The organism is Rhizobium sp. USDA 4016, from assembly GCF_056279705.1.
This window is the reverse complement of sequence record NZ_JBWCCY010000004.1, coordinates 2,279,454-2,300,381: the sequence shown is the minus strand read 5'-3', so window position 1 is coordinate 2,300,381 and position 20,928 is coordinate 2,279,454. Positions and strand designations below refer to the sequence as shown.

Genomic DNA, 20,928 nt, shown 5'->3' with positions numbered 1-20,928 from the left:
GGTTGGGAGGTCTTCCCAGGGGAACTGGAGTCACCGCCTGATGTTAGGCTACTGCGGGCAAAAATTGAAGTACGTTCGGCAAATTTCCGCGCATTTGGGCAGCCACGGCTTGCCTGCCTCTAGTGTCTCGTTGCTGTTGCGGCTGCTCTGAAGTATCGTCTGGTGCTCATCGACCTCGAGGTTCGGCGATGAAGCGCGAGTGGATTTCCGGTTTGATTGCTGGCGTCGGCCTGTCGGCCGCAGCCGCGCTATATGTCATCAGCCCGTCCAAAGTTTCGCCTGATCAGATCCAGGCCTCGGTCACCCAAGCGCCGGATCTGATCAACCGCGCCTGGGTGCTCCCGGCAGCCGCCACTTTCAGGTCGAACGTCACATGGCAATCGAACGGTTCGCGTTGCGGCCCGGCGAGCGTGGCAAATGTGTTCCGATCGATCGGCGAGGAGGAGACGACGGAAGCCGAGGTCCTCGACGGCACTGGAAAATGCTGGACAGGCGTCTGCATCATGGGGCTGACGCTTGATGAGCTTGCCGAAGTCGCAAAGGCACAGACCACAAGGGACGTTTCGGTCCTTCGCGATCTTACGAGCGAGGCGTTTCACGAGCATATGAGGCGAGCCAACGATCCCGGCCGCCGCTACATCATCAATTTCAGCCGTGAGATGATTTTTGGCGCCGGCGTCGGCCACCACTCGCCAATCGGCGGCTATCTGGAAACCGAAGACATGGTGTTCGTTCTCGATGTGAACGAAGACTTCAAGCCCTGGCTGATCGATCGCGAGCGCCTTTTTTCTGCGATGGACACCATGGACGGCGACAAAAAACGAGGCCTGTTACTGATCGACGAATAGTGTTGTCCGGAGGCGTCATCATCTCGTCATCTTTAAGAGCGACCGTTTGGCATGGACGAGCTTGAGAGGCTTCCATGGATCACCGCGTCAACCATTACATAGAGATCACCAGCCGTATCAAATCGGGCAGGAGGTTCTGCGAGTTCATTGCATCCGGCGGAACGGTATGGGACCAGCCGGCCGGATCTCCATGGCGCAATGTGACGATCGAGGTGATGGAGCGGGAGCGGCGGAACGTGGAGGAGCTGGAACGCATCAGGCTTAGGCTCTATCCCGATCTGGCCGCCGAAGACGTGTCGCCGCCGCTCTACAAGAGCCACTGACAGCTATCGCATTTCGCGTTACACGAGTCGGTCCTGCTGAATGCGCCAGCTATGGTTCGGCTACGGAAAACAGGCTCGAAAATCTCGTTGGAGGGACTACTCCGCCAGCTTCCCCGAAAATGAAGTCGAGAGCTGACGCCTACCAGCTCCTTGGCGTCTTAAGGAGGCAAGCACTATTGACCTCAATCCAACTTGAGTTCGCGTGTAACCCCCATCGTGAACCTGGAGGTGAAAGATGCTTATGCTTACTGACGAAGCGTTAACTGGCGACACGGGCTTTGCTTGGAAGTATCATTCGTCAGCAATAGTTCCTTCATTGGTATGATCTCATGCGAACCCGTCAAATAGCGCTCACGCCAGAGCATCTGGCTCAGGTTCATCGCATCTTGGAGGATACTGGTCCGGACCCAACTTGGACCTATCACGCCGACCAAGACTATAAGGCCATCGTGCAGGGCCTGCTGGCCTCGCATCCTGGCGGGCCGGACGCGTGGCTCTTTGCCTACGGCTCCCTGATCTGGAAACCTGAGCTCGTCCATGTTGAGGCACGCCGCGCTACGGCCCGAGGGTGGCACCGCTCCTTCTGCTTCCGGATCGAGCGGTTCCGGGGCACCAAGCAAAAGCCGGGACTGATGATGTCGCTTGACCGGGGCGGCCAATGTCGGGGCGTCGTCTTCAGACTGCCACCGGACGATCTGGAAAGCCAGTTGGACAAGCTGGTGCGGCGTGAGATCACGGTGAAGCCGCCCAACAACATCCCCCGCTGGGTCACCGTCGAAACGGATAAGGGATCGCTGCGCGCCATCGCCTTCGTGATGAACCGGCAGTCGCGCTTCTACACGGGCAGACTGCCACCTGAGGAGGTTGCCGACGTGCTGGCGGAAGCTTGCGGCCACTGGGGTTCCGGCGCCGAGTATCTCCACAACACAGTAGCGCATCTCGAGGAGCAAGGCATCCGCGATCGCAACCTTTGGCGCTTGCAGGCTCTGGTTGCGGAGCGGATCAGATCCGATGCATAGTGTGGCGCCTTGGGCCGGATGAAATGAAGGCCACGCGGGGACATGCTGCCGTGAGCGCCACAAGACTGCTACTGATCCTGCCGCTGATGGCGGCTTTCGTCTACTTGGCCCTTGTAGGCCTGGTGTTTTTTTTCTCAGCGTGCTCTCCTCTTGCCCGGTGCGAGCGCCACACCTACTCCAGGGCGTGCGCGCGGGGGCGAGAACGTATATATCCAAACGCCCGACGGAGAAGTGCTTCATGGACTCTACAGCCAGGGCGAATTCGACAAGCCCTGCGTGCTGCTCTTTTTCGGAAACGGTGACCTCGTCGACAATTACAGCTTTCTCGCGCGGGCGCTGGCCGCACGCGGCGTTGGAATGCTGGCCATTTCCTACCGCGGCTATCCGGAATCGACGGGCTGGCCGAGCGAGGAGGGGCTGCTGACCGACGGCATCGCCGCGTTTGACTGGCTTTCGGTACGCTCCAAAAGCAAGATCATTGTGCTCGGCCGGTCGCTTGGCACCGGCGTAGCAGTGAACACGGCCGGGCAGGGGCCGGCCTTCGGAGTCATCCTGGTGTCCCCATACCTGTCGGTTCTGTCAGTGGCGCAGACGCATTATCCGTTCTTTCCGGTTGCGCTTCTTATCAAGGATCCCTTCCGTTCAGACCTCAAAATCGCGAAGGTGAGACAACCGAAGCTGTTCATCCACGGTCGACGTGACGAGAGCATTCCCTTATCTTCGGGCGAGGCGTTATACCGCATCGCTCCCGAACCCAACAAATGCTGATCTACGACGGCTCGGGTCACAACGACATTTTTAACGACAGCATGGTGGGCGACGTGATCCGCTTCATCGAGACGCTGAGAAGAGACGTCCCCTAGACCGGTGGCCATTTGAAATTACGGCAATGACCATTTGAAAGCCAAGTAGTGACGGGAAACTCGACGTCCCACCACAAGCCCGCGGGCCGACAATCGGTCCCAAGAGCCCGGCACGACCGCGGGCTCTTTTCCACGGGACCAATCCTTCCCCGCGTTGCTAACCTACGGATCAGTTTCCGCTCATTTCGGCGATCTTGTCGAGACCGGCTTTGTAAATGCCGCTGATGACGTCCTTGGCCTCGCTATCCGATTTGCCCTTTGCGTCAAAGCTGCTTTTCCAGTCCACCCTGGTCCGATCTCCTTCTGCCGAGACGCTGATCGTGGCGCGATAGTTCTCGACGGGAAGCGGCGAATCGATGATGTCATAGGTGTAGCTGGTATCCGTGTGCTCGACGAGTTTCTCCTTGACTGTGCCGCCGTCGGAGGTCGTGAGCGTGCGATAGGTCGCACCACCTTCCTCGCTCTGCGCGCACTTCGATATGGCGGGATGCCAAGTCTGAATGGCGCAGAAGTCGCCGATCTTTTGCCAGACCGCATCCGGTTTGCCCGCCACAGTGGCGGAACTGGCGACCTCCAGCGCGGCGGCCGATTCGACCAGAAGGCCCATTGCTGCAATAGCGCACGCCAGGGTTCTTAGAGTTCTTTTTGTCATCTGCGTGTTCCTCCCTACGATAGCCCCCTCACCATTTTATTTTCTCATGAATGTCGGCTTCCCGATAGCGACGCATGCCCGAAGACCAGTCCGCAGTGCGAAATAGCAACGCCCCTATTGGCGCAAGAGAGCAATGACGAGCTACTTTGGCGAGTGACTGCTTACCCACCCTTCTCAGACCTTCCCTGCGCGATCTTTGGTTGGTATTTCAATCCGGTCGATTTCTGAGAGCCCCACTTTCTGCATCTCACAGCAGAGGCTCAGATGCTTAAGATACAGCCCCGCACTGAAATTCTTGCCCGGCGGCCCCGCAGACGACGTCAGAGGCGACTGACAGCCGGACAAGCAGCTAAGATTGTTGCCCGTTCCAAACGAAAGCGACCTGGCTGGTTGATCGGAGTTTGGGACGAAGCTGTCGTCAATCCGAACGACAGTTCATTCTTCTACCTAGACGACTGAACGAACGCACCGGTACCGATCGAAATGCTCCGTCGTGCAGACGGCAACATCGCTTCGCAGACCAGGACCGTCGCTGGTCTTATAAATGGACCATGAAAGTGTCCGTACCAAGCCGCTGGCTGACGCTGCGTGCGACGAAGCCGTCACCTAGCGAAGCAGCTAGCGCAATGACCTCTTGTTGAGAAGAATCCTTCAATTGCCCAAGGATCAATCCGCACAGCACCCCAAGCTGTCGGGCCACATACTAGGGGCGACCGACGCTGCCAACCACTCTGCCCAAGCCAGACAAAGCTCGTCATCCTCCGATGGTGCGATGCTTCTGCTAACAAGACCGATGACCTCGCCTGCAGTATTGAAGACCGGTCCCCCCGACATCCCCGACGGCCAATTATCCGACCGACGGCGCGCGTCCCTGGCATGAAGCTAATGGATCGGTTGAGGCGGTCGATGTCGTCAGCGCTCCTCTGGCGGACGATGCTTCCGGAACATGAAGAGCAGCAGGAGGTCATAGACGATCTTCAATGCCGCTGCGGCGACGAGGGGCCAGCCGAAACTGGAAACGGACATCAGCCAGCCTGCAAGAAGGGGACTCGACGCTGCCGCCAGGCTCCGTGGAACGGCCGTGACGCTTGCCGCCGCCGCCCGTTCGCCGGGGGTGACGATCGCCATGACGTAGGAGGTGCGGGTCGGAACGTCCATCTGCGACAGGGCGCTTCGTATCAGAAGCAGGACGATCGTCGTCGCAAGGTCCGGAACAAAGGGGATTAGCAGAAGACAAACGCTTGAAGGCAGGTGCGTGAAGACCATCGTGTTCACGAGCCCAATTCGGTTGGAGAGGCGGACCGCGACCAGATAGGAGGCGGCCGAAAAAACTCCGGACCAGAAGAAGATCGCTCCTGTCGCCGCAAGAGATAATCCGAAGCGATGATAAAGCCATAGGGCCAGAAGCGACTGCACGATCAGACCGCCGGCAAAGGCGTCAAGACTGAAGAGGGCGGCGAGTGTCAGGACGAGCGTCCTCGACTTTTGAAGCGGTTGAGCCGGGGATGTGCTGACGTCGGCCCGATCACGCGGCACGCGCCGATACACCAGAAACGACGCAAGTCCCACGGCGGTGTAGAGCAGGAACACCGGCTGCAAGGCCTGCCCGACGCTAAGTCCCATCACGGTCTGGAGAAGCTCTGGAACTCCCGCAGCGAGTGCACCGAAAGCGCCAAAAAGCGAGCCGATCAGGCTGTAGCGCGCAAACATTGCGGTGCGATCCCTGTCGGAGACACTATGGGCGAGCTTGGCATGCTCCAGAGGCAGGAAGACGCTCACGTCGCCAGAAGACGGATTCAGCGTTCCGACGAAGGCCACGATCAACAGTGGCCAGAAGTCCTTCACAAAGAAAAATGCGAGACCCGTCAGCATCATCAGCATCGCGGCTGACAATAGCATCCGGCGCTGGGAGAAATGATGCGAGAGCATGCCCACGGACAGGGTTAGGATGGCCGACCCGGCGAGCGTCGCGGTGGTCAGCACACCGACCTCGAAAAGATCGAAGCCGATGGACGCGAGGTAGATCGGTAACGAAAGGCTGACGAGCCCGTCCGCAAACGCGCGCATTCCGCGCGATGCAAGAAGACGACCGGCGGTCGGGTCCGCACTCGCCGGTAGCGAGACAAGAAAGTACGCTCGTTTCGGCAAAAACGCTGTCACGATCTGATCCTTCCAAGCGCCGTAGCGTCGACGCCGCTTCACCCGACGGCCGACGTGTCCAGGAGCCAAGCTTGAAGCGTATGCGTTTGTGTCCACGACTCAGCCCCATGTCTGCCGAATGAACGCGACGCTATCGCATTAGACTTCCAGAATTCGGTAGCAAATGCCACGAGCTATTTTGAGGTTGGCCGCTTCGAGCCACATCCAGTACTTGATATTGATGCCACGAAGGTCCCGTCACGACCCCAAGCAGACTCTGAAGGAACCTTTAGCCGAACCTCCTCTAGTCTCGCCTGAACCCGAGGCGTAGGATGCGCCAGACCTTTAGGCGGGGGACGCATGGGCGAAGTTCTCGACGTAGTCGTGATTGGCGCTGGCTCGGCTGGGCTCGGCGTCAGCTATTTCCTGAAGCAGCAAGGTTGCGAACATAAGGTGCTTGATGGAGGTCGGATCGGTGAGACGTGGCGAACGCAGCGATGGGACTCGTTTCGACTGAACTCGCCGACTATCCGCTCCGTATTGCCCGGCGATTCCTATCGGGGACCGGACCCTTGGGGCGCGATAACCCACCACGAGTTCGTCTGTTAGCTCGAAGACTATGCGGAGCGACACTGCTTGCCGGTAAGCACTCAAACCTCGGTGAAGGAGCTGACGCGAGAAAATGGGCTTTTTCGGTTAACGACTGCTCCCGGCGTCCTTCTGGCGCGCAACATAGTGATCGCCACTGGCGACCAGAATCGACAGGTCCGGCCGCCGGAGGCGGTAAATTTGCCGGTCGAACTTCGCCAAGTGGACTCTTCGGCCTATCGCAACGCGGCCCAGCTTGAGCATGGCGCGGTGCTGGTCGTCGGCAGCGGTCAGTCGGGCGGCCAGATTGCTGAGGACCTGGCGCTGGCTGGACGCGTCGTGTTTCTGGCGACCAGCCGCAACGGCCGTTGGGTGCGGCGCTATCGCGGAGGCAACATACTTAATTGGCTGACGCTGTCCGGCTTTCTCGACGTCCCGCGCAAGGAACTCGTCCTCCCTTCCGGCAAGGTGCCGGCCCGCGCGCTTGTCGGTGCGACGCACACGATCAGCCTGCAGTCGCTGAGCGCACAAGGCGTCGTGTTGCTCGGCCGCTTCCGAGGCGTGGAAAACGACAGTCTCGTTTTCGGCGATGAGCTCCACGCCAATATGCGATTTGCCGACGAAGTCTCCGCGAACACCAAGCGCCTCGTTGACGAGTACATTGAGCGCGCCGGCCTTGATTGTTCCGGGCCTCTATTTCGCCGGCCTCGATTTCGGATCGACGCGGAAATCAGGCACTATACCGGCTCTCGCAGAGGAGGCGGCTCGTCTCGTGGAGCGACTCGTCAAAGGCGGAGCCACCACCGCCTGAAGGATTGAAAGAGGTTCTCAGCGGTGGTCTGGCATGACAGAGCAGCGGTGCTGTGCTCAACCGCCTATGACGCCGCGTGATTGCAATCCAAGCCGAAGCCGGATTGGGGGTCTTCTCCGGCGCGCTGCAGCAAGCGAGGTCCGTGGGTCGCGACACACTGCTGAGATTGATGCAAGGACTGAACAGGCTCGTTTGCGCTGTCGAACCGTTCGCGGATTTCCGGTTGAAGAGGATCGATGACCAGCAAGCATGTCCCATCGACACGCCGGCGAACAGGCCGAGCGTTGACGCTAGTAGCCTCTTCATTTCTGTTCCCTTCTTGGCGGCGCGCCGTTGAACGAGGCTGGATCGCCGCACATTCCAGCTTCGCCTTATCGTCAAATGCGCGGACGGCGCGGACGAAACTCCCCCGACTCAGCTCCAGCGCTCCGGCGGGTAAAAATGCGGGGCAGAAAAATCATTGGAGCCGACGGACGGGCCGAGAAAACTCTCGTGGGCCGGAGAGCGACAGCCGTCACCACAATTCCGATTCCGAGACCAGCGGACGTGCTCTAGCTTCAGCTTGCCCCCTGGAAAAGACAAGGGGGATCATCCCGCTCCACCGTAGCCGCAGGAGATTGCGTCACCTTGCAAGTCGCTGCGGTTCCTACAGTTTCCAGTAGTAGACGGCGAATCGACTTTGGCCTATCGATGGACCCATGCGATCGTCCTTGGAACATCTGCCGGAAGAAAAGCAGCGCGAGCTTGCCCGCGTCGTTACGATCATCCATGAGGAGTTCGCCGACGCGCTGTCAGGCACCTCAGCCGCCTTCAAGAAGCGCGGCCGGATCTTAAAGATCATCCTCTTTGGCTCGCATGCGCGCGGCAGCTGGGTCGACGAGCCGCACACGATGAAGGGCTACCGCTCCGACTACGACATCCTGGTGCTCGTCAATTCCAAGGCACTGGCAGAACCGCAATACTGGGACAAAACGACCGACCGGCTGATGTGGGACAAGGATGTGAAGACGCCGGTCGGGCTCATCGTCCATGGCGCCAGGGAGGTGAACAACTTCCTGGCCGACGGCCAGTATTTCTTCGTCGACATTCTGCGCGAGGGCATCGTGCTCTACGAGCTCGACGACCGGCCGCTGGCCGAACCAAGAAGGCTTTCCGCCGTCGATGCGTATAGGGTGGCGAAGGAGCACTTCGAAAGGCGCTACCCCGAGGCTCAGTTAACCCTTCGGACCGCGCAATGGCAGGTCAGCCAAATTGGTGAAGCGACTGAATGGGCACGTCTGGCAGCGTTTAGCCTGCACCAAGCAAATGAGCATGCATTTGCGACGGCGCTCCTGACGCTGACGAATTACAGCCCGCCATCGCACAATTTGAAGTTCCTGAGGGGACTGGCTGAAGATCAGGACCGCCGCTTGATCGACGCTTGGCCCCGTGACCAGCACCGCTATACCGCCTGGTACAACATCCTCAACGAAGCCTATGTGAAAGCGCGCTACTCGAAGCACTTCGAGGTCACAGAGGAGGCCCTCGGCTGGCTGCTTGAGCGGACCGAACACCTTCACGAGATTGTCGAGGAGATTTGTAAGGAGCGTCTTTCAGAACTGGAGCAGGCAAGCGCTGCCAACTGGCGACCAAACCTGCAATAAGAAGGTCGGCATCCCATTCGAAACTGACCCCCGTTGGATGAAGGCTCTCACGGCTTGGCGACAGTCTGGAAATCGTGACGTCGGATGAAATCAGCGCGGAATACATCATTCGCTATTTGACGGGGTCGAGGCCAGGAAACGGTCGCCGTTATCGACTATCTGCAGATACTCGACCAACAGCGAAGCAAGCCCGCACTTTCGGACCAGGTCCTCGCTCTTGGAGATTTCGCCAGAAAACTGGTGTTGTCCGCGGGTTCATCTCACAGATTGATTGGTCGTTTGATCCAGAGAGCAAACGCGTGCCGGATATCTGGGACATTCGTCTATGGTAGCCGAAGCTTATGGCGGAAAAATAATGGGACGGTGTATCAATCCGAAATACCGCTCGGTCGTCTACCATATACCATCGACCTGATATCAGACGGCGTGACACCCTCAACTCACTGGCTGCAAATAACAGATAAGCGGAGACTGAGTGTGGGCCGAAAGGAAGCAAATCAATTGATGGACGAAGATAAGCCCGAACTGACTGCCCTTTTTAAGGCGGTGGCCGAAAGCCCAAAGCGCGACAACAGCGCCTATCACAAGGCACTTGCCGAGGCTCGCCAGGCTTTCGAAGCCGCCGAGCTGGCATTAGGCGGAGCGTTTCGCGTGCAGACGAAGACCAAGATGAAGCGCAACGGTGATTACGTCGTGAAATGGACTTTCAAGCGGCATACTGGCGAAAAGCCGAAATCGCGATGATCCCCGTGGTGAATGATGGCAATCGTCTTCCGCGATGCTTCCGACACTCATCCGGCTTCGATGTCGCGGAGGTTATCTGCGTGGCGGTCGGCACGGCTGCCACGGGATTGTAAACTGACGAACGCAGGCCTTCGGCGTCACTCCTCGAACATCTTGAACTGTCGGCTCCGCTCATTTCGTAACCGCGCATTTACCAGCTTCCTATCTGAGCGCAGCGTCATCTTGGAAGCGACGGTTGTTTTTCGTACAACGATTCCACTAACAGGGGTTGTGTTCGTGATCTTCGTTGCCGTTGGACTTCTTATTGCTCATGTTGTTTTGATCGCCACTGGGTTTGGTCTTCGCAATAGCGAGGAACCGTGGGTGCTCGGCCTGATGTTCGGCTGGTACTGTTTCGCCATGCTTGGCTCCATTGCCGCGATCTGGCTTCACTATAAAAAATCGACCCGGCGCGTCGAGCCGTCTTGCTAGATGCAGCGCCATTCAGCTTCGAAGCCAGGCGGTGCGGCGCTCGTGCTCTTTGAGACGGAGCATCTCAAAGCCAATATTCGCGCAGCACTGGCCGAAGCGACGCTCAGTCCGTGGCAACGGAGCTTTCTCTCGGACGTGCTTCACAGGCTGGAGAGATACGGTGGCAGGACGCGCCTGACCGACAAGCAAATGCTGAAACTCAATCAAATTCTCGGGCGCGACGGAACGCAGCGCCACGAAGCGATAGTGGCATTCCGTTCGGCCCCATACCCGCGTCGCTCACAACATCGAAAATCTTCCTTCCTGCCGCGACAGGTCAGGTGGTGGAATAGAAAGTTTGCCCGAGATGCAGTGATTGTGGCACTCATCGCAATGGTCGGCCTTCTTTACTCACTGTTCGAGACCGGCCCGAAGCAATTTTTTCTTGGTACAGCTGGCAAGTCGCCGAATGTGGCGGAGCAGGTCTGGTCATCGTTCACAGTGACGGACGGCGATACCGTCCACGTCGCGGGAGAGCGGGCAGGGACGCGCCTAGTTGGCTTCAACACACCTGAGACCTTCAGCCCTCAATGCAGGTATGAACGGGAACTGGGCAACCGCGCAAAAGAGCGTCTGAAGGAGCTGGTCAGTTCGCCAAACGTGCAACTCACAAAGGTGTCGTGTGCTTGTCCAACCGGTACCGAAGGAACGGACGCGTGCAATTACGGACGCAGTTGCGGCGTCTTGAAGGTCGGAGGACGAGATGTAGGGCAAATCCTGATTGCCGAACGCCTCGCCGTCCCGTTCATTTGTCGGGGAGACCGCTGTCCGAGAACCCCACGGCCGTGGTGCGGGCAGCGATCATTATGATTTTTCCGAAGTGGCCGCTGATAGGTCAAAGCCTTCTTTTTCACTCATCCTCGAAACGCAGCAATCTCCGTGGACATCAATAATGGTAATCTTAGTTCGGCTGTTAAGGGTCGCGCTCGTCACTATCCTATGTATCGTCGTTTTCGCGGCATTATTCGAATTCCTGAACGCCGTTCCGACATACCTTTTTCTCCCGGATCACCTTGAGGGCGGCGATGCGTACGGCAGCAGCAGGATGATGTTTCTTGGTGCGCTCTGGTGGGGAGCGGTATTCCGTGCGCCGGGTTACCTCTTCTACGGGACGGTTCCACTGCTGATCGTCATGGCCGCGACAGAATGGAAATCGATGAAAAGTTGGCGCGAATATCTTGCCATCTGGCTCATCGCAGGACTGCTTGGCAACTGGTTTCCCCGTTTCATACCCGTTAAGGCTTGCCGCGGTGGTGATCGCGGCCGCTGGAGTCAGCTATTTCTATTGGCTACTCGCCGGAAAATCAGCAGGTGATCGGCTACAAGACTGGACGCGGGCGAGCAATGGCGGCGCATTGAGACTCGCAAATTATGTCGCCTATGCCGTCGTGGCCTATCTCGCCTATCAACTGACGGGCTACCTCTTTTACGGAGGAAAGCTGCTCTGGGTTACGTTTGTTTCGGAACCTAGTCCAGGAACGCTCGTGATCGGATCGACGCTGGAGTTCGACACTGCGGCAACGCCTAGAGATGGGAATATCATGCGAGACACATTCGAGCTCTTCCGCCGTGAGACGAGAAGTATCGACATCGTCACATTTCGATGAATTGCTTGACCGAGCACGTTTCATCACGAGAAGTACCTGATCTTGCACCAGCGCGCGCTTTGAGGCGTCGGGTTTTTCGTCGCCTTGACCGACCAGATCGACATCTGGAAAACCCTTGATGCCGCTCCCATCTTGTGATCACGAACTCAGGGAGGTTGCAATGCCCGAACCTGCCGTGCATGCTGTAGAAAACTTACTGCTCGAAATACTGGCACCCACTCGTTCGTCCCACGGCACCATCATTTGCGACTGCTGTCGACGAGCGAGAAGCACGGACGACTTCGATGAGGATTGCTTCGGCATCTGCTGCGACTGTCTGAATTCCGATGCGCTGCTCGTCGCGTTGGAGCCGAGCATGAAGGAGAATCGGTCTTCGCACTTCTAATGAGCGGTCCAAGAACGCGCATGCGAAGGAGCCTCGAATTGGCTCGAGACTGAAGTCCCCATGTTGTCCACCGAAGGCGGCGATCCACGTTCCGCGACGGAGACGATGTTCGGTGTGCTGGAACGTTCACACGCGGGGTTTGGTAGCTTCCACGCTGCAATTGAAGCAACCCGCAGAAATACGGCACAACGTATCTTAGTGCGGCAGATAATTGAGCGCCTACATTCTGTGGCGATAAGTGCCGCTTACCTGTTTTGAAGCGATGCTACGCGCATAGCAGCAATATTAATCTGATCGATTTCTAAAGTGACTGTGTTAGGGGCATTGTCTATGAGGCCGATTACGATCTTCGGGTCCATCATTATTGGGACTGTATCTCTGCTGTCTCTTGGGGTGCTGCCGATCATACTCGGCGGGCTGAACGATGCGGGCCAATTGAGCAAGCCAGGCATCGGCCAAGCGGCGACGCTTGAATTGCTCGGTCTGGCATTGGGGGCCACTGTTGGAGGCTACTGGATGGCGCGCGGCGCCATGCGCCTGAAGACCGCGGCGACCGCGCTCGGATTGGTGGCGGTCAACGTTGCAAACGCACACGCTGAAACAACAGCCGCCGTGTTTCTCGACCGGGCCGCCGCGGGCCTGCTTGCGGGACTTCTCTTTGGAGCGGCGAACACGATCATCGTACGTTCGAACAATCCCGACAGACTTACTGGAATCCTCTGTGGGGCATCTGTGGTGCCACAGATCGGACTTGCATATCTTTTCCCCGTTCTTTTGATCCCGACTTTTGGGGTGGCGGCAGGGCTGTACGCTCTCGCCGCCGGGGCGCTGATCGCGGCACTCTTCGCTGCCACCCTGGTAGACAAGGTCAGCGTCCTCGAGCGGGCGGAGCGACCTGGGAATCGTTTCAGCGGAACGGTGATGTTGTTCGGGGGCGAACCTGATCCATCCCCAACTGCTAAAGAGGTACGAGCATCGGGCGACGGCCATTGTAGGTTACGCGGAGCGGACCGAGGATTACATGCCGATGCTTTACGCCCATTTCGACGTTGTCTAGAGGCGGTTGGCGTCGGCCGTACCGAACTCATCCGGCTGCATCGTTCGGGACAAATCGATGACGAAACCCTCCGCGAACTGGAGCGTGATCTGGATCTTGAAGAATTGAGTGCGATCTCCGCGAAGGCATAATCCGAAGTTACGATTTCTGCAGGCACGGAAACGTCGTGCCGCACCGATCCCCATCGACATCCACATCCGAGCGCTGACATGCGCCGAAGCCGGGCGAACGTAATGCTTGCCCCGTGCTTCTTCAAAGTTCGGCGCGCGCATAGCTTCCAGCCCCGTCCGCAGGCCCGACACTTCACTTCGACGATCGGATCGCGAACCTGAAGAAGGGTCGAGGGAGATCGAGAGGGAGACATGCCCGTTGTCGATTCGGGATCCCAGCCGCGTCGGCGCGTTTCTTCACAACGTGCCTCGTCGTTCAATCTGGCCAGCGCAGACAGGACCGCGCGGCATCCAGTGAGCAGCTCGCGACCCACTTCGGTAAGCAGATGCCGCGACCGGGATCGATCGAAGCGCTCGACTCTCAAACATCGGCAGACTGTCGTTGACCGGGTCCGGCGTCGCATGCAGCTTCCTCGAGGCGCCGTCGATGCTCTGTTCCTCGGCAACGGCGACAAACGCGCGTATCTGGTCGAGCTGTCCGTCAGCAGTCATCCGCCTTCTTCTCAGGACTATCTTATCAGGGTTCTCTCCAGCGCCTCGCGAACCTCGTCGCCGACGTGGATCTCATGCGACCGCTCTGGATAGCCTCCGCTCTCGACATCCCGGGCGAAAGCCCGGAACGCAGCAAGACGCATCTCCTGCAACCGATCTTCCTCCGCAGCGAGGTCAGCGTATTTCTTCGCATGACGAGGATAGTGGCCGCGGTTGGTGCCAAGGACGTCACAGGAGAAAAGGTACTGGGTGTCGCAAACCGCGCCGCAGCCCATTCCCTCGGTCACGAGGGTCGTGTTGCGGGTGATGAAGTCGGCGACCTCCACAGGAACGAGTTCCATCTCCACTGCCCAGGCGCCCGCATTCTCGAGATCCTTCACCTTCTGATAAAGCGCGACGGCTTCCCCGGCGGTTTTTCCGACTGATCGAACGCCGGTCCAAGTTCTCCACCGCGGAACGTACCCAACGTGTCCGGTGACCGGAATGCCTTCCATCGCCATTGCTTCGACGATGCGAAGGCTTCCCGCGAAGTAGACCCCGTCCACGCCGATCTCCATGGCTCTGAAGCCTTCGCTGATCGCCACATCGGGACAGTTCAGAACGCCCTGGCCGTGGCCTGCCTGGATGAAGACATCGGGTGCGGCAGCCCGGAACCCCGGCAGCTTCTCATCGACCTCGCATGTGAACATCTCAATTCCGGCATGTGCGGCGGCCGCGGCTTCCTGCGATGTGTCGACGTGCATCGTCAAGATCTGGCGCTTTCCCTTGAGCTTGCGGAGGCTGGCAACGGTAGGTCTTCCGGGCATTTCTCTTCCTCGAAAATCTTGCTGTCTTGTCAGTCGGCGGCATGAGGGAGAGTGAACGCGGGGATCGCTCGGACTCGGAATCGAAGTGCCCCGGCTGATCAGCCCGCTTGGAAAGAGCATAGGCACTTCCGCATAGGCTCTCCTCCTGCGATTTAGCCTCCCCGTCGGATGAACGATAAGAGCACTAGAAGATGGTCGATGTCTCTCGACTATTCTGATGGGAAACCATCATCGGGGGTCTTGACTCGGAACGGCGCCGTCTTGGGGAGGTGCGACCTCTCAGGTCGGGACCTGGGTTCCCGACCTATAGTTTTCGATCGTCTCTTCCGAGATCACGGAGAAAGGGACTGGGGACAGCGCGAAGCCATCGGTGTAGCGGAAGTGCGCGAGGAGGTAGCCCATCGCCTGTCGAGCCTGTTCCTCCGGGTTCTGGTCGATTGCCAGGGTGAGCACGCCCTCTCTGAGCATTGCCGAGGATTTCTCGGTCAGTTCGTGAGCGATGTAGATCAGCTTCCCAGCCAGGCCGTGCCCCTGGATCGCGGTAGACACGCCCGCGCGTCCGCCCCCGGCATTGTAGATGCCGACAACGTCGTCGTGCTTTGCCAGGGCCTTCTGCACGAGCTGGTAGGTCATGGAAGTCTGGTCCTGTCCTGAGAGGATCTCGGCGATCCTCAGGTCGGGCCGGCGCTCCGCGATCCCCTCCAGGAATCCCTCGACGCGATCGTGGTGGGCCTTGTAGCTTTCAGTGTGGCGCACGACGAGAAGGGAGCCGTCACGGGCGGCCATCTTTGACATGAAGAAAGCCGCCGTTCGGCCCATCCGACGGTGGTCCGCCCCGATATGAGCTGTCCGGGAGGAGTCCGGAAGGTCGTTGTTGATGGTGAGGACCGGAATGCCACGTTTAGTCTTCTCTTCGATCGCAGCGAACAGAGCGGGATTTCCGGTGCCGCTGTAGATTATCAGCGCATCCGCCGTCGACGACTGCAAATGCTGCACGAGGCTGCGGGGTCGTCTCTCGTCGACGGAGTTCCGGTGAAGGATGATCGAGCGGTCGAGGCCACCCGCGATCGCAGTGAAGGCGCGGTTGAGCCTGCTGAAGTACTCGTCGTCGGGCGATCTCAGGATGACCTCGATCCTGACATTGCGATGCCTGGTCGAGGGAAGGGTCCGCTGCAGATTTAGCTGGCGGGCAGCCTCGAGAACCTTCTGCGCTGTCTTCTCGGAAACATTGCCGCGCTCGTTCATCACGCGATCCACCGTCGCGATGCCGACACCCGCCAGGGCGGCGACATCCCCGAGCCTGTTCTTCGGGAGCTTCTGTCTGCGAACTTCCTTTTCCGGATTACCGGCCATATGACATCCATGCGAAGAAAACTGCGCCACACACGTTAGTGATGCGGATGCAGTATTCAAGACAAAGTCGGTATCGCGTTCGGCCGGAGGGTTACTCTCCGGGCTGGTTTGTGGGGTTCATGCGGGCCCGCTTCTTCTCCCACCGCTTTTCCATCGCCGCGTCACCTTCCTTGGTTCCGTCGTGCCATGTCCCGAACCACTTGTCGAATGGGACGCCGCCATCCGCATAGTTCACCTCGAAGTACTTATGGTGCAGGTAGTGGGCGTAGGCATGCGTGTCCATCGCCTTTTCCTCTCCGAGGACGACCTTGTCGAAGCCGATGTGGCCCACGATAGCGCCCGTTCCAGCGACCTGCAGATGATAGAGCGCGATCAGCGGATGGGACGGCACGATCAGCCAGAGGAGGGCGCCCGACCAGTACAGCAGATGCTCGACCGGGTGCATTGACAGGCTGGACCACGGAGTCGGGTTGACCGAGTTGTGGTGGACCGAGTGAACCCACTTGTAGAAGATCGGGACGTGGATGAGCCTGTGAACCAGGTAGAAGTGGAACTCGTGGATGAGGAGGACGAGAACACCCGAGGCGACCAGCCACCACTTGTTGTCTGCCCAGGTGAGCCACGGCACCCAGCCGTTCGAGAACACCCAGAGGATCAGAACCTCATATGCTGTCCAGATCGGCACGCCCGACGTGAAGGTCCGAATTGCGTTGTCGATGTTCTGGCTCTTGAACATGAACACGTCGCTGGGATGTTCGGACGGCCAGCGGCCATTGTACTTGAACTGGTTCGACTGGCGGCGCTTGACGTATAACATGAGTTCCCACGCGCCATACCACACAAGCACCCAGAGCGAGTTTCTCGTAAGGAGGAAGAGGATCCATCCCGGCGCGAGGGTCTTCATTGTTTCGATGCTTGGCGTCAGCCAAGTCCAGAAGACGAGGGCGGTGAGGAAGAAGAAGGCGTTCCAGGGCACGAGGTATCCCGGGAGCCACTTCAGGATGGCGACCGGATTCCAGGGGAAGTGCCAGAGGGGGCTGTCCGTCAGCGCATCGTTCGGGGCCCAGTCGCCCCGCTTGTTTCGCTTTCCAAATTTGGTGTCGTCCATGACGCTCCTCCCGAAATTCCAAGTGCTCGTGCGCTACTGTTGGTGGGAGAATTTTCCGATTTCTTCACTGTCCACTCAATGGACGAAACTGATGGATTCCCATCAGCCAGGCTCTCGAAGGTGACTGATGGGAAACCATCATTATCGCACCTATCATGTGCCCGGGTCTTCGAGGAATCTTCTGGCCATCCGGAGGAGCGGCCGTCGCACGAGAGCTCGCCGCCGCATCCTCCCCGGAAGACACTGCAAGGGAGGAAGTTATGAGCGAATGGATTCGCGTCTGCAACGCAGGTGAAATCGAAGAAGAGGATGTGATCCGCTTCGATCATGCGGGTAGAACCTTCGCGATCTACCGCAGCCCCGAGGACACCTACCACGCGACCGATGGCCTCTGCACTCACGAGAAGATCCATCTGGCCGACGGCTTCGTCATGGACGACACGATCGAATGTCCGAAGCATTCGGGACGCTTCAACTACAAGACTGGAGCGGCGAAGGGTGCGCCTGTCTGCATCAATCTGAAGACCTATCCCGTGCGGGTCGAAGACGGATCCGTATTCATCGAGGTGGCCTGACATGCTGAGCGAGGGCGGCATTGTCATTCTGGGAGCCGGGGAGTGCGGTGCGAGAGCCGCATTTGCGCTTCGCGAGCAGGGCTACGAGGGGCCGGTGACATTGATCGGCTCCGAGCGTCACCTGCCTTACGAGCGCCCACCGCTTTCGAAGTCGACGCTCGTCGACGAGCCGGGCCATCGGTTCGTTGCTCCGATCGACCGCTACGAAATGGCTCGGATCGAGCTTCTACTGGGGCGCACGGCCGAGAGCATCGACACCAGCGCGCGAGAGATCACACTGGACGGGAACGAACGGCTCTCCTTCGAGAAGCTGCTCCTTGCCACCGGATCGTCGCCGCGCCGGATGCCCGGAATCGAATATCCAAATTCCCATGTCAAATATCTAAGGACATACGACGACGCAGTCGAGATCAGGGACCGGCTCGGCCCCGGAAAGTCGTTGGCGATCATCGGCGCAGGATTCATTGGCCTTGAACTCGCCGCGACCGCGCGCAAGCTCGGAACAAGCGTAACCGTCATCGAGGCGCAGCCGCGTGTCCTCATGAGAGGCGTGCCAGAGGCCGTGGCGGAAGTGCTTGCCGCGCGGCATCGGGCGGAAGGCGTCGATGTGCGCTGCGCAGCACCGATCGCTTCCGTGGTTCCCCGGGAGGACGGTGTGACGATCCGGCTCGACAGCGGGGAGACGATCGAGGCCGACATGGTGATCGTCGGGATCGGCGCAGTCCCGAATGTGGCGCTCGCGCAGGCGGCAGGCATAGCCGTGGACAACGGGATCGCCGTCGACGAAATGCTCCAGACCAGCAGTCCCCACGTCTATGCCGCCGGCGACTGCTGCTCGTTCCCGCTGCCTCTCTATGGCAATCGCCGGGTGAGGCTCGAGGCCTGGCGAAACGCCCAGGACCAGGGGGCTGTGGCAGCCAGAAACATGCTTGGCGCTGGAGAGGGGCTTGGCTCTGTGCCGTACTTCTGGTCGGATCAGTATGATCTGACCCTGCAGGTCGTCGGCTTGGCTGATGGCGCGGCAACCCATGTCCGGCGGCCGATAGGTGACGACTCGTTCATCATCTTTCATCTCGATCCAGAGGGCGTGCTTATTGCCGCAAGCGGTATCGGGCAGGGCAACACAATCGCCCGCGACATCAAGGTGGCTGAAATGATGATCGCGGCGCGGAAGAAGCCGAGCGCCGCTGACCTCGCCTCGGCGGATGTCCGGCTGAAGTCGCTTCTCGCTGCATAACAGCCCCGGGCTGACCCCAACTCAGATCGTTCAAGTGTTCGTCGGAACATCGGCTCCGGCGACGCCCAAGTGTAATCATTCCCAGGAGACCCTGATGAACAGTTATGTCCTTACAGTCGCATGCAAGTCTACCCGCGGCCTCGTCGCGGCGATATCCGGTTTCCTGGCGGTGAAGGGATGCAACATCATCGACTCGAGCCAGTTCGACGATCTGGAAACCGGAAAGTTCTTCATGCGCGTCACGTTCACGAGCGACGAGGGCGCATCGCTTGAGGAACTGACCCGGGCATTCGACGCCACCAAGGCAAAGTTCGGGATGACGTCCTCCTTCCTCGCTTCGACCGAGCGCATGAAGGTTATGCTGATGGTCTCGAGATTCGGCCACTGCCTCAACGACCTGCTCTACAGGTGGAAGATCGGCGCCCTGCCGATCGACATCGTCGGCGTCGTCTCCAACCACTTCGACTACCAGAAGCTGATCGTGAACCACGACATCCCCTTTCACCACATCTCGGTGACCAAGGCGAACAAGCCGGAGGCAGAAGCCAGACTTATGGATGTCGTCACCGCATCCGGCGCAGAACTGATCGTCCTAGCACGCTACATGCAGGTCCTCTCCGACGCCGTCTGCAAGAAGATGTCCGGAAGGATCATCAACATCCACCACTCCTTCCTCCCGTCGTTCAAGGGAGCGAATCCTTACAAGCAGGCCTACGAGCGCGGGGTGAAGCTCATCGGCGCAACCGCCCACTACGTCACGGAGGATCTCGACGAAGGTCCGATCATCGAGCAGGACGTCGCCCGGATCACGCACGCGCAGTCCGCCGCCGACTATGTTTCGATCGGACGCGATGTCGAGAGCCAGGTTCTCGCCCGGGCGATCCACGCCCACATCCATCGCCGCGTCTTCCTGAACGGCAACAAGACGATCGTCTTCCCGCCCAGCCCCGGTTCGTTCGCGTCGGAGCGGATGGGCTGATCGGCGGCGGCGCCAGATTTGAAGGAGGAAGCAATGTCAGCAGAAGTGATCGATGGGAAGCGCGTCGCAGCCTCGGTGATCGAGGACCTGAAGAGGGATGTGGTCCGGCTGAAGGCTGAGTTCGGACTCCAGCCCGGCTTGGCGGTGGTGATCGTGGGTGACGATCCGGCGAGCCACGCCTACGTGAATTCGAAGGGCAGAATGGCCAAGGAGTGTGGCTTTCACTCGGTGCAGTTCACGCTTCCGGCGGACACTTCCCAGGAAGATCTGGCGGAACTTGTCACAAAGTTGAACGGGGATGCGGCAATCCACGGCATCCTCGTCCAGTTGCCCCTGCCAGCCCATTTGAACTCGGAGCCGATCATCCAGTCCATCTTCCCGGAAAAGGACGTCGACGGGCTCCATTTGGTCAACGCCGGAAAGGTCGCCACCGGGGATCTGAGCTCGGCTCTCGTTTCGTGCACGCCTGCCGGAGCGATGGTTTTCGTCAGGCAGGTCCATGGGGATGATCTTTCGGGACTGAACGCCACGGTCATCGGCAGATCCAATCTCTTTGGGAAGCCAATGGCAGCGCTCCTTCTTGCCGCCAACGCGACCGTGACAGTGGCCCACTCCCGCACGAAGGACCTCCCGGAGGTGTGCCGGACGGCAGACATCCTCGTGGCCGCCGTGGGGCGTCCACAGATGGTCAAGGCAGACTGGGTGAAGCAGGGCGCGACGGTCATCGACGTGGGGATCAATCGCGTCTCGGCGCCGGACGGGCGGTCCAGACTCGTGGGAGATGTCGCCTTCGACGAATGCTCGGAGCGGGCCGGGGTGATCACGCCGGTACCGGGCGGCGTGGGACCGATGACGATCGCGATGCTTATGGCCAACACTGTGAAGGCGGCGGAGCGCTCCTCGAAGTCCCGTCCGAGCGTCCAGGTCCGCGCTGAGGCCTAGGGGAATGGCGAGCGCAACGTCACACGTCACTCCTCCGTGCGACCTTCAAGAGCTCCGGCAGATGATCGCGTCCGGCC

The 20,928-nt window shown here is 59.3% G+C and carries 21 protein-coding genes and 3 pseudogenes; 18 read left to right on the top strand and 6 right to left on the bottom strand.

Annotated features, from left to right (window positions below; all coding sequences use genetic code 11):
* Window positions 1-188: 188 nt before the first annotated feature.
* The 4 genes and pseudogenes from ACZ9DP_RS26735 (at window position 189) to ACZ9DP_RS26720 (ending at window position 3,053) form a co-directional block, all read left to right on the top strand.
* On the top strand, window positions 189-848 hold the full coding sequence (locus ACZ9DP_RS26735) for a phytochelatin synthase family protein (protein ID WP_476204103.1): 660 nt from the start codon (window positions 189-191) through the stop codon (window positions 846-848).
* Between the two features lie 74 nt (window positions 849-922).
* Window positions 923-1,171, top strand: coding sequence for a hypothetical protein (locus ACZ9DP_RS26730; RefSeq protein ID WP_476204102.1), 249 nt, complete (start codon window positions 923-925; stop codon window positions 1,169-1,171).
* Between the two features lie 329 nt (window positions 1,172-1,500).
* Window positions 1,501-2,190 carry a gamma-glutamylcyclotransferase gene (locus tag ACZ9DP_RS26725; protein WP_476204101.1) on the top strand — a complete coding sequence of 230 codons (690 nt, stop codon included), beginning with the start codon at window positions 1,501-1,503 and terminating at the stop codon, window positions 2,188-2,190.
* A gap of 50 nt (window positions 2,191-2,240) precedes the next feature.
* Window positions 2,241-3,053, top strand: a pseudogene (locus ACZ9DP_RS26720) (serine aminopeptidase domain-containing protein).
* A 169-nt stretch (window positions 3,054-3,222) separates the two neighbouring features.
* Here ACZ9DP_RS26720 and ACZ9DP_RS26715 read toward each other — a convergent pair.
* Together ACZ9DP_RS26715 and ACZ9DP_RS26710 are read right to left on the bottom strand one after the other, a co-directional pair.
* Window positions 3,223-3,705 (bottom strand): SRPBCC family protein, encoded by a 483-nt coding sequence (locus tag ACZ9DP_RS26715; RefSeq protein WP_074067636.1) that lies wholly within the window; start codon window positions 3,703-3,705, stop codon window positions 3,223-3,225.
* A 912-nt stretch (window positions 3,706-4,617) separates the two neighbouring features.
* Complete coding sequence (locus ACZ9DP_RS26710) at window positions 4,618-5,772, bottom strand: MFS transporter (protein ID WP_476205486.1); 1,155 nt, start codon at window positions 5,770-5,772, stop codon at window positions 4,618-4,620.
* Window positions 5,773-6,204: 432 nt separating this feature from the next.
* Between ACZ9DP_RS26710 and ACZ9DP_RS26705 the strand changes: the two genes are divergently transcribed.
* From ACZ9DP_RS26705 to ACZ9DP_RS26660, 10 genes and pseudogenes are all read left to right on the top strand, one after another.
* Window positions 6,205-6,453 carry a hypothetical protein gene (locus tag ACZ9DP_RS26705; RefSeq protein WP_476204100.1) on the top strand — a complete coding sequence of 83 codons (249 nt, stop codon included), beginning with the start codon at window positions 6,205-6,207 and terminating at the stop codon, window positions 6,451-6,453.
* A gap of 51 nt (window positions 6,454-6,504) precedes the next feature.
* A complete protein-coding gene (locus ACZ9DP_RS26700) occupies window positions 6,505-7,251 on the top strand; it encodes an NAD(P)-binding domain-containing protein (RefSeq protein WP_476205485.1) in 747 nt (248 codons plus the stop codon).
* 690 nt (window positions 7,252-7,941) lie between these two features.
* On the top strand, window positions 7,942-8,886 hold the full coding sequence (locus tag ACZ9DP_RS26695; RefSeq protein WP_476204099.1) for a nucleotidyltransferase and HEPN domain-containing protein: 945 nt from the start codon (window positions 7,942-7,944) through the stop codon (window positions 8,884-8,886).
* Between the two features lie 33 nt (window positions 8,887-8,919).
* Window positions 8,920-9,212, top strand: a pseudogene (locus ACZ9DP_RS26690) (P-loop NTPase family protein); the annotation flags it as partial.
* A gap of 37 nt (window positions 9,213-9,249) precedes the next feature.
* A complete protein-coding gene (locus tag ACZ9DP_RS26685) occupies window positions 9,250-9,630 on the top strand; it encodes a hypothetical protein (protein WP_476204098.1) in 381 nt (126 codons plus the stop codon).
* Between the two features lie 222 nt (window positions 9,631-9,852).
* The gene (locus ACZ9DP_RS26680; protein ID WP_476204096.1) at window positions 9,853-10,101 is read left to right on the top strand and encodes a hypothetical protein; all 249 of its coding nucleotides are present in this window, start codon (window positions 9,853-9,855) and stop codon (window positions 10,099-10,101) included.
* A complete protein-coding gene (locus ACZ9DP_RS26675; RefSeq protein ID WP_476204095.1) occupies window positions 10,102-10,950 on the top strand; it encodes a thermonuclease family protein in 849 nt (282 codons plus the stop codon). It begins immediately after the preceding gene.
* An 82-nt stretch (window positions 10,951-11,032) separates the two neighbouring features.
* Window positions 11,033-11,455 carry a hypothetical protein gene (locus ACZ9DP_RS26670; protein WP_476204094.1) on the top strand — a complete coding sequence of 141 codons (423 nt, stop codon included), beginning with the start codon at window positions 11,033-11,035 and terminating at the stop codon, window positions 11,453-11,455.
* 40 nt (window positions 11,456-11,495) lie between these two features.
* Window positions 11,496-11,747 (top strand): Shedu immune nuclease family protein, encoded by a 252-nt coding sequence (locus ACZ9DP_RS26665; protein ID WP_476204093.1) that lies wholly within the window; start codon window positions 11,496-11,498, stop codon window positions 11,745-11,747.
* A 1,325-nt stretch (window positions 11,748-13,072) separates the two neighbouring features.
* Window positions 13,073-13,320, top strand: a pseudogene (locus tag ACZ9DP_RS26660) (Na+/H+ antiporter); the annotation flags it as partial.
* 276 nt (window positions 13,321-13,596) lie between these two features.
* Here ACZ9DP_RS26660 and ACZ9DP_RS26655 read toward each other — a convergent pair.
* The 4 genes from ACZ9DP_RS26655 to ACZ9DP_RS26640 form a co-directional block, all read right to left on the bottom strand.
* Complete coding sequence (locus tag ACZ9DP_RS26655) at window positions 13,597-13,851, bottom strand: helix-turn-helix domain-containing protein (protein ID WP_476204092.1); 255 nt, start codon at window positions 13,849-13,851, stop codon at window positions 13,597-13,599.
* A 17-nt stretch (window positions 13,852-13,868) separates the two neighbouring features.
* The gene (locus tag ACZ9DP_RS26650) at window positions 13,869-14,657 is read right to left on the bottom strand and encodes a 3-methyl-2-oxobutanoate hydroxymethyltransferase (RefSeq protein ID WP_476204091.1); all 789 of its coding nucleotides are present in this window, start codon (window positions 14,655-14,657) and stop codon (window positions 13,869-13,871) included.
* A 279-nt stretch (window positions 14,658-14,936) separates the two neighbouring features.
* Complete coding sequence (locus ACZ9DP_RS26645) at window positions 14,937-16,010, bottom strand: LacI family DNA-binding transcriptional regulator (RefSeq protein WP_476204090.1); 1,074 nt, start codon at window positions 16,008-16,010, stop codon at window positions 14,937-14,939.
* A 91-nt stretch (window positions 16,011-16,101) separates the two neighbouring features.
* Entirely contained in the window at window positions 16,102-17,118 is a 1,017-nt protein-coding gene (locus tag ACZ9DP_RS26640) for a sterol desaturase family protein (protein WP_476204088.1), read from the bottom strand.
* Between the two features lie 260 nt (window positions 17,119-17,378).
* Between ACZ9DP_RS26640 and ACZ9DP_RS26635 the strand changes: the two genes are divergently transcribed.
* From ACZ9DP_RS26635 to folD, 4 genes are all read left to right on the top strand, one after another.
* A complete protein-coding gene (locus ACZ9DP_RS26635; protein ID WP_476204087.1) occupies window positions 17,379-17,693 on the top strand; it encodes a MocE family 2Fe-2S type ferredoxin in 315 nt (104 codons plus the stop codon).
* 1 nt (window position 17,694) lies between these two features.
* Complete coding sequence (locus ACZ9DP_RS26630; protein WP_476204086.1) at window positions 17,695-18,930, top strand: NAD(P)/FAD-dependent oxidoreductase; 1,236 nt, start codon at window positions 17,695-17,697, stop codon at window positions 18,928-18,930.
* A gap of 94 nt (window positions 18,931-19,024) precedes the next feature.
* Window positions 19,025-19,909: a formyltetrahydrofolate deformylase gene (gene purU, locus ACZ9DP_RS26625; RefSeq protein ID WP_476204085.1), complete on the top strand. Its 885-nt coding sequence runs from the start codon at window positions 19,025-19,027 to the stop codon at window positions 19,907-19,909.
* A gap of 33 nt (window positions 19,910-19,942) precedes the next feature.
* Window positions 19,943-20,851 carry a bifunctional methylenetetrahydrofolate dehydrogenase/methenyltetrahydrofolate cyclohydrolase FolD gene (folD, locus tag ACZ9DP_RS26620; protein WP_476204083.1) on the top strand — a complete coding sequence of 303 codons (909 nt, stop codon included), beginning with the start codon at window positions 19,943-19,945 and terminating at the stop codon, window positions 20,849-20,851.
* The last annotated feature ends 77 nt before the right edge of the window (window positions 20,852-20,928 follow it).

What these genes read in the sequence shown, in the direction of transcription:
- ACZ9DP_RS26635 (WP_476204087.1), top strand. Translation starts at nt 17,379, where the DNA reads ATGAGCGAATGGATTCGCGTCTGCAACGCAGGTGAAATCGAAGAAGAG.
- ACZ9DP_RS26675 (WP_476204095.1), top strand. Translation starts at nt 10,102, where the DNA reads ATGCAGCGCCATTCAGCTTCGAAGCCAGGCGGTGCGGCGCTCGTGCTC.
- ACZ9DP_RS26730 (WP_476204102.1), top strand. Translation starts at nt 923, where the DNA reads ATGGATCACCGCGTCAACCATTACATAGAGATCACCAGCCGTATCAAA.
- ACZ9DP_RS26670 (WP_476204094.1), top strand. Translation starts at nt 11,033, where the DNA reads ATGGTAATCTTAGTTCGGCTGTTAAGGGTCGCGCTCGTCACTATCCTA.
- folD (WP_476204083.1), top strand. Translation starts at nt 19,943, where the DNA reads ATGTCAGCAGAAGTGATCGATGGGAAGCGCGTCGCAGCCTCGGTGATC.
- ACZ9DP_RS26650 (WP_476204091.1), bottom strand. Translation starts at nt 14,657, where the DNA reads ATGCCCGGAAGACCTACCGTTGCCAGCCTCCGCAAGCTCAAGGGAAAG.
- ACZ9DP_RS26705 (WP_476204100.1), top strand. Translation starts at nt 6,205, where the DNA reads ATGGGCGAAGTTCTCGACGTAGTCGTGATTGGCGCTGGCTCGGCTGGG.
- ACZ9DP_RS26695 (WP_476204099.1), top strand. Translation starts at nt 7,942, where the DNA reads ATGCGATCGTCCTTGGAACATCTGCCGGAAGAAAAGCAGCGCGAGCTT.
- ACZ9DP_RS26725 (WP_476204101.1), top strand. Translation starts at nt 1,501, where the DNA reads ATGCGAACCCGTCAAATAGCGCTCACGCCAGAGCATCTGGCTCAGGTT.
- ACZ9DP_RS26715 (WP_074067636.1), bottom strand. Translation starts at nt 3,705, where the DNA reads ATGACAAAAAGAACTCTAAGAACCCTGGCGTGCGCTATTGCAGCAATG.
- ACZ9DP_RS26710 (WP_476205486.1), bottom strand. Translation starts at nt 5,772, where the DNA reads ATGCGCGCGTTTGCGGACGGGCTCGTCAGCCTTTCGTTACCGATCTAC.
- ACZ9DP_RS26655 (WP_476204092.1), bottom strand. Translation starts at nt 13,851, where the DNA reads ATGACTGCTGACGGACAGCTCGACCAGATACGCGCGTTTGTCGCCGTT.
- ACZ9DP_RS26645 (WP_476204090.1), bottom strand. Translation starts at nt 16,010, where the DNA reads ATGGCCGGTAATCCGGAAAAGGAAGTTCGCAGACAGAAGCTCCCGAAG.
- ACZ9DP_RS26640 (WP_476204088.1), bottom strand. Translation starts at nt 17,118, where the DNA reads ATGGACGACACCAAATTTGGAAAGCGAAACAAGCGGGGCGACTGGGCC.
- ACZ9DP_RS26735 (WP_476204103.1), top strand. Translation starts at nt 189, where the DNA reads ATGAAGCGCGAGTGGATTTCCGGTTTGATTGCTGGCGTCGGCCTGTCG.
- ACZ9DP_RS26630 (WP_476204086.1), top strand. Translation starts at nt 17,695, where the DNA reads ATGCTGAGCGAGGGCGGCATTGTCATTCTGGGAGCCGGGGAGTGCGGT.
- purU (WP_476204085.1), top strand. Translation starts at nt 19,025, where the DNA reads ATGAACAGTTATGTCCTTACAGTCGCATGCAAGTCTACCCGCGGCCTC.